Source organism: Rhizobium sp. Nf11,1 (genome assembly GCF_050587665.1).
Classification (GTDB): Bacteria; Pseudomonadota; Alphaproteobacteria; order Rhizobiales; family Rhizobiaceae; genus Rhizobium.
In genome coordinates this window covers 57,440-63,997 of record NZ_JBOBHU010000031.1, presented here as the reverse complement: position 1 = coordinate 63,997, position 6,558 = coordinate 57,440, and the positions used below count along the sequence as shown (strand labels likewise).

7 protein-coding genes are annotated in these 6,558 nt (G+C 59.5%); 1 reads left to right on the top strand and 6 read right to left on the bottom strand.

Annotated elements, in window-relative coordinates; translation table 11 throughout:
- Window positions 1-222 precede the first annotated feature (222 nt).
- From ACQ7C1_RS29460 to ACQ7C1_RS29450, 3 genes are all read right to left on the bottom strand, one after another.
- Entirely contained in the window at window positions 223-753 is a 531-nt protein-coding gene (locus ACQ7C1_RS29460; protein WP_430960849.1) for a GNAT family N-acetyltransferase, read from the bottom strand.
- A 382-nt stretch (window positions 754-1,135) separates the two neighbouring features.
- Window positions 1,136-1,516, bottom strand: a complete 381-nt coding sequence (locus tag ACQ7C1_RS29455; protein ID WP_430960848.1) for a hypothetical protein — start codon at window positions 1,514-1,516, stop codon at window positions 1,136-1,138.
- A 63-nt stretch (window positions 1,517-1,579) separates the two neighbouring features.
- Window positions 1,580-2,251 (bottom strand): hypothetical protein, encoded by a 672-nt coding sequence (locus tag ACQ7C1_RS29450; protein WP_430960847.1) that lies wholly within the window; start codon window positions 2,249-2,251, stop codon window positions 1,580-1,582.
- A gap of 256 nt (window positions 2,252-2,507) precedes the next feature.
- Here ACQ7C1_RS29450 and ACQ7C1_RS29445 point away from each other — a divergent pair, with 256 nt between their 5' ends.
- A complete protein-coding gene (locus ACQ7C1_RS29445) occupies window positions 2,508-3,116 on the top strand; it encodes a TerC family protein (RefSeq protein WP_020921320.1) in 609 nt (202 codons plus the stop codon).
- A 67-nt stretch (window positions 3,117-3,183) separates the two neighbouring features.
- Here the strand turns inward: ACQ7C1_RS29445 and ACQ7C1_RS29440 are convergent, their stop codons facing one another.
- Genes ACQ7C1_RS29440 through metG form a run of 3 tightly spaced genes read right to left on the bottom strand, consistent with a single transcriptional unit; the run spans window position 3,184 to window position 6,343 of the window.
- On the bottom strand, window positions 3,184-4,002 hold the full coding sequence (locus tag ACQ7C1_RS29440; RefSeq protein WP_085778201.1) for an MBL fold metallo-hydrolase: 819 nt from the start codon (window positions 4,000-4,002) through the stop codon (window positions 3,184-3,186).
- 3 nt (window positions 4,003-4,005) lie between these two features.
- Complete coding sequence (locus tag ACQ7C1_RS29435; RefSeq protein ID WP_430960846.1) at window positions 4,006-4,788, bottom strand: TatD family hydrolase; 783 nt, start codon at window positions 4,786-4,788, stop codon at window positions 4,006-4,008.
- A 4-nt stretch (window positions 4,789-4,792) separates the two neighbouring features.
- Entirely contained in the window at window positions 4,793-6,343 is a 1,551-nt protein-coding gene (metG, locus tag ACQ7C1_RS29430; RefSeq protein WP_097599355.1) for a methionine--tRNA ligase, read from the bottom strand.
- Window positions 6,344-6,558 lie beyond the last annotated feature (215 nt).

The following is a 6,558-nucleotide window of genomic DNA, read 5'->3' as shown; positions in this document are numbered from 1 at the left end:
CCCTGCGACGTTCATCCATGTCGATCTGGGAGTAGGTGCGTCTCATCAGCCATTCCTTGCGAGTGATAACCCATTGGCATCTATCGCAAGTCGCACTTCATCCTTGAACCCACCCGGCTACAGTGTCGCATAAGGTAGATTATGGAACAGAGGAGTGGTTTTCCGACTGTTGCTTTTGGCCCCGAACCGTCTCTCCGCAATGGTCAGCAGGATTTATCGCCGTTATCGGATAAAAGGCAGACATGCCTTCGATCGGTCGAATGAAAGTAGCAGACTTTCCACTCCGCCCTCGATGACGTCTCGATACGGCAGAAACCCTGCGGACAGCGAACCCCGAATAGCTATTTGGTTCTCTTTAGCGTGACAAATGAAACATTTGCAGTCGTGGGGAAAAAGTGAAGGAACCACGTTCAGCACATATGAGCGAAGCATAGTTTTCCCCAAGCCCCTCCCTATGAACTGCTCATCACCGATAAATAAGTCGACCGCTACGCCGTCGTGCTCGCCCATCTCAGACGCGAAGTCGGGATAGTCGCGAAGCAAATAGCACTGCAATTTTCCGAAAGGCTCACCATTATAACAAGCTATATGGCAATGGGTAGGATGGCTTGGGCTCAGGCGCTCAGAATACTTCCTCTGAACTTCCTCGATCGTTATCGGCGTCTTCTGGTAGTGAGCACGCATATGAGGTTTATTTAGCCACTCACACAACATCAGAAAATCTGCTTCTGTCAGTGACCTGAAATCAATCATCTGGCTGTACCTTTAGATCGATTGCTCAACAGGTTGGATTCGCACATCGCCCACGGGCATTCCGAACAAGGGGTATGGAAGCCCTGCGGCTTGCTACTCCTCAATCGCCACGCCATCAACGTCAATCGACGAACCTGTCTGGCCGAGGCAGGCTGATCCTTGCCCAGCTGCGATCATTTCCGATCCTTGTCTCGGTGACGGGATCATCGGCGCGCCTTCCCGGACTGCAGACTCCCTGCGGCACGGTACCCGTACGGTTGGCAATGTCAGAAATGAATTTGGGGCAACAGCTGCGAAGTGCGGCCCGCAGTCAGATCACGGGCGGCACATTGCGCTCTCTCCCGAATTGTCAGGGGACCGAGCGTATCAGATGGTCAGCCCTTCACCACGGTCTCGTCTTGGAGAGGTGACCGGCAAACCCGGCCAGCAAAACGCTGAACGGAAAGCTGCGAACGATTCTGGCCGCGATGAAAGCCGCGCCCGTGGCCAAGGCGAGCTTTGCCCAGGGATAGTTGCCGAGCTGGACATGGGCGCTTGCGTCTATCAGGTTCGCCTGGGCTTTCAGCGCCGATTCCGCATCCTCGCGCAAAATACCGATCCGGGCGCGCAACAGCCTTATTTCGTGCCGTAGGATATCGAGATCGTAGTCGGCCTTCTCACGCGCGGTCGCGCTGGCGGCATCGGCAAAGGGCGGCTCACCTTCTGCGACCAGCTCATCGGGATCCGGCGGAAGGAAACCGTCGCGATTGATGGAGGATTGCATGGACGTCTCCTTCGAATATCAGCTAGAGCGACCGTGGCCGGCTCTCATGCGAGGCACTGGACATCAGTGATCGCGCCGGAATCCCTGACTCTGATTCGATCTGCCTTGCGTCTGTGTCTGTGTCTGCGTTTGCTGATCCGTACCGGTCGATGGCGAGCCGCCTCCGGGATAGGTATAGGCGCGCACCTTGCCGCTTCCATGCGTAGTGTCGCGTATCGCGACCGGTCGCGTTTCATCTTCGAACGCGCTCTCGGACACAGCCAGGTCATCCGCAGCTTTGCCGCCATGGGCCGAGCCCGCAAAACCGGTATTCGACCCGCCTTGACGGCCGCTTTCCGACAACCAGAGATCTGCCCGCTCATCGATGTCGATGCTGCCTTCATCGTCGAGAATATCGTGAACGGTCTCATAGAGCGCGTCGTCGATATCATTGACCTGAACGAGAAAGCCGCCTCGCCGCAGCCCTTCTGCGTACATCGCGCGATCTTCATCCGGGAAGAAGAAGTCGGCCAGCGCGTCGAAGAAGCCGCTGCGGTCGTCGCTTATGGCGCCGGGATTCTTTCCATCCGCTTCGTAGCCCGGCATCAATCTTATTCTTGCGACCGGCACGCCCGCGTCCTCGAGACGGGAGATCGCAGATTCGGCTTCGGACCGGCTGTCGAAAAATGCCGTAAGGCTGCCGCCGCCCATCGGGCCTGAAGAGCTGGGGTTGGTATCGTGGTGAATGTTGCTCACGGAACGCTCCTCTCGATGTCTCTTTCCAGCCGTCGATCCGACGCCTGGTTTCTGACTTGAAGAACCGGCAGCCGAGACGAATGTTCCACGGCAGTGGGACGGATCGGCGGCATTTCACGGCAGTTCCATAACGTTGCCGCCTGTCCTTTTTCAGATACACCAGGCAGTGAATCGCACCGTCTGTGGCAGCCTTCGGCGGTTGACGTCAAACCATCGAGACGTTAGCACGGCTTTCGACGCATTGGGGACATTTCATATGGACATCTTCACGGCAGCCGGTCTGACGGCTTTGCTGCAGGTCATTGCTATCGACCTTGTTCTCGCCGGCGACAACGCCGTGGTTATCGGTCTTGCCGCTGCCGGCCTCGAGGCCACACAACGGCGCAAGGCGATCATCGTCGGCATTCTTGCCGCAACGGTCCTGCGTATTCTCTTCGCCAGTGTTGCCGTCTATCTGCTGGCAATCGTCGGCCTGCTGCTGGCCGGCGGCCTGCTGCTGCTTTGGGTCTGCTGGAAGATGTGGCGCGAGCTTCGCGACGGCCATAACGAGGATCGCGTAGCGGAAAGCGGCGAAGGCGCGCCGAAAAAGACCTTCTTCCAGGCGGCAACCCAGATCGTCATTGCCGACGTTTCGATGTCGCTCGACAACGTGCTCGCCGTTGCGGGCGCTGCGCGCGAACATCCGAGCGTCCTGGTCATCGGCCTCGGTCTGTCAATCGCGCTGATGGGTATCGCCGCGAACCTGATCGCCCGTCTGCTCGGCCGCCATCGCTGGATCGCTTATATCGGTCTGCTGATCATCCTCTACGTCTCGCTCGACATGATCTATCGCGGCGCGGTCGAGGTTCTTCCCTATATGCAGTGACCTGCGCCAGGGTCGGGGCTCAGTCCCCGATCCTGCTGTACGCGTGTAAGCATGCTGCATCGCCGGGTTAAGCGAGAAACTCCGTCTCGAAGCTCATCTGATCGAACGCCGGGACCACGTGGTCCGGCGTCTGCGCCATCACTGCGTCATAATCCAGCGGCGTATGCATGTGGGTGAGTATCGCCCTTTTCGGCTTCAGCCGGCCGATCCAGTCGAGCGACTGTTCCAGCGACAGATGGCTCGGATGATAGGTGTATTGCAGGGCGTCGATGATCAGCACGTCGAGATTTTTCAGTTTCTCGACGGTCTGCGGCGGGAAATCGCTGATATCGCTGCAATAGGCTACATCACCGATGCGGAAGCCGAGCGAATTGATATCGCCATGCTGCTGGATATGCGGAAAAAAATCGATCTTGCCGCCGGGGCCGCGGATTTCGACGGGTTCGTCAAGATTTTCGATGACGACAGGCAGCACGATCGGCGGATAATTGCTGCCCGGCGGCGTCTCCAGGCAATAGCCGAAGGCTTCACGCAGCCTGTCCATCGTAAATTGGTCAGCGTAGATCGGCACTCGCCGGCGGGTATTGTGAAAATAGCCGCGCAGATCGTCGATGCCGTGAATATGATCAGCATGCGGATGGCTGTAGAGCACCGCATCGACATGGTCGGCCCCTGCCCGGATCATCTGCTCGCGAAAATCGGGTCCGGTGTCGATGACGACGGTCGTCACGCCGCCATCGGGAGCGAATTGCTGCACCATGAACGAGGCGCGCGTGCGCCGATTCCTTGGGTTGTCGGGATTGCAGGCGCCCCAGTCGCCGGTGATACGCGGCACGCCCGGTGACGACGAACAGCCGAGAATGGTGAAGCGCCGCCGATAGAGCACCTGCTAAATCCTTGGCATTTTCGAGAACAGGCGAAACGCGTTCTCCGTCGTGATCCGTGCGACCTCCGCATAGGAAAGGCCGATCGTCTCGGCGAGCACTTCGGCCGTATTGACGACATAGGACGGCTCATTGCGCTTGCCGCGCCAGCGCTTCGGAGCGAGATAGGGCGCGTCCGTTTCCACCAACAGCCGTTCATGCGGGATCGTCTTGGCGATCTCACGCAGCTCTTCCGATTTCGGGAAGGTCAGAATGCCGGAAAAAGAGATGTAGCCGCCGAGTTCGACACCGGTCCGCGCCAGATCCGGCCCTGCCGAGAAGCAATGCAGGATAAAGGGGAAGGCCCCCTTCCCCGTTTCCTCGGTCAGGATATCAGCCATGTCGGCATCGGCGCTGCGGCTGTGGATGACGAGCGGAAGCTGCGTTTCCCGAGCGGCGGCAATATGGCGCCGAAAGCCGGTCTGCTGATCCTCTGGTGTCTGCGTGTCGTAGAAATAATCGAGGCCCGCCTCGCCGATCGCCACCACTTTCTCATGCGCCTTCGCCAAGCGCACCAGCTCTTCGGTCTGGATGTCCAGCTCGTCGCCGGCATTGTTCGGATGGGTGCCGACGGAGCAGAACACCGACGGATATTTCTCCGTGATGGCGAGCAGCCCGTCGAGCTTGCGCACGCGCGTCGAGATCGTCACCATCTGCTTGACGCCGGCTTGGTGGGCGCGCGTGACGATCTCGTCGCGCTCCGCCTCGAAGTCGGCAAAATCGAGATGGCAATGGGTATCGATCAGCACGGCCTCAGGCCTCCGGAGCCACATAGCGCGGGAAGACCGGTGTCGGCGCTTCGAGCACCGTCCCGGCAACGAGGCGGCCAACTTCGCCAAGCGCGGCAAAATCGCGCTTGTCGGCAGGCGCGGCGACAAGATCGAGCAGCTTGCCCGACGATTCCGGCATGAAGGGCTGCAGCAGGATGGCGATCTGGCGCACCACCTCGGCCGTGACATAAAGGACCGTGCCCATCCGCGCCGGATCCGTCTTCTTCAGCGCCCAGGGCGCCTGGCCGGCGAAATAGCGGTCGGCCTCCGAAACCACTGCGATGATCGAGGCGAGCGCGCGATGGATGAGCTGCTTGCTCATGTCCTCGCGTGTCGATGCATGCAGCGCATCGGTCTGGGCAAGCATCGCCTTGTCCTCGTCGGTCAGCGGCCCGCATTCCGGGATCTTGCCGTCGCAATTCTTGACTATCATCGACAGCGACCGGCTGGCGAGATTGCCGATGCCGTTGGCGAGGTCGGAATTGATGCGCGTGCCGATCGCCTCTTCGCTATAGCTGCCGTCCTGACCGAAGGAGACTTCGCGCAGGAAGAAGTAGCGCACCTGGTCGAGCCCGAAATGGTTCACCAGATTGACCGGATCGACGACGTTGCCGAGCGACTTAGACATCTTCTCGCCCTTGTTGAGCAGAAAGCCGTGGGCGAAAACGCGCTTCGGCAGCGGCAGCTTCGCAGACATCAGGAAGGCCGGCCAATAGACGGCGTGGAAGCGAATGATGTCCTTGCCGATGATGTGCACATCCGCCGGCCAGTATTTCGCCCGCGGGCCATTCTTGTCCTCGATATAGCCCGTCGCCGTGATGTAGTTGGTCAGCGCGTCCACCCATACATACATGACATGCGAAGGATCGTTCGGCACCTTGATGCCCCAGTCGAAGGTCGTGCGCGACACCGACAGGTCCTTGAGGCCCGACTTGACGAAGGAGATCACCTCGTTGCGGCGCTCGGCCGGGCCGATGAAATCGGGATTGGCCTCGTAATGGGCCAGCAGCTTCTCCTGGTATTCGGAGAGCTTGAAGAAATAGCTCGCCTCTTCCACCCACTCGACGGGCGTGCCCTGCGGGCCGTAACGCACGCCGTCGGCGCGCAGCTCCGTCTCGTTTTCCTGGTAATAGGCCTCGTCGCGCACCGAGTACCAGCCGGCATAGCTGTCCTTGTAGATGTCGCCATTGTCGGCCATCAGCGTCCAGATATTCCTGGATGTCTCGTGATGACGCTCCTGCGTGGTCCGGATGAAGTCATCGTTCGAAGCGTTGAGCAGCTTGGCCATCGCCTGGAACTCGCCGGAGTTGCGGTCGGCGAGCGCCTGCGGCGGGATCCCTTCGGCGCGCGCCGTCTGCTGCATCTTCTGGCCGTGTTCGTCGGTGCCCGTCAGAAAGAAGACGTCCTTGCCATCCAGGCGCTGATAGCGAGCCATCGCATCCGTCGCGATCAGCTCATAGGCATGGCCGATATGCGGCTTGCCGTTAGGATAGGAAATCGCGGTGGTGATATAGAAGGATGTCTTGTCTGTCATGGCGGCCAAGGTCCGGCTTATTTATCAATGGTCAGCCGCTCTTAGCGCATGTCACCGTCGAGCGAAACATCAAGTTTCGCTGCCGCCCATGAATTCCAGGACACGGGGTCGTGAGCTTGACTCCGTCTCGCACGCAATTTACCGGTCGTCAGAAAGAGAGGCGGGACCCAACGACGTGCCAGTTTTCACCCACCACAATCCCCGTGGCCGGGCGC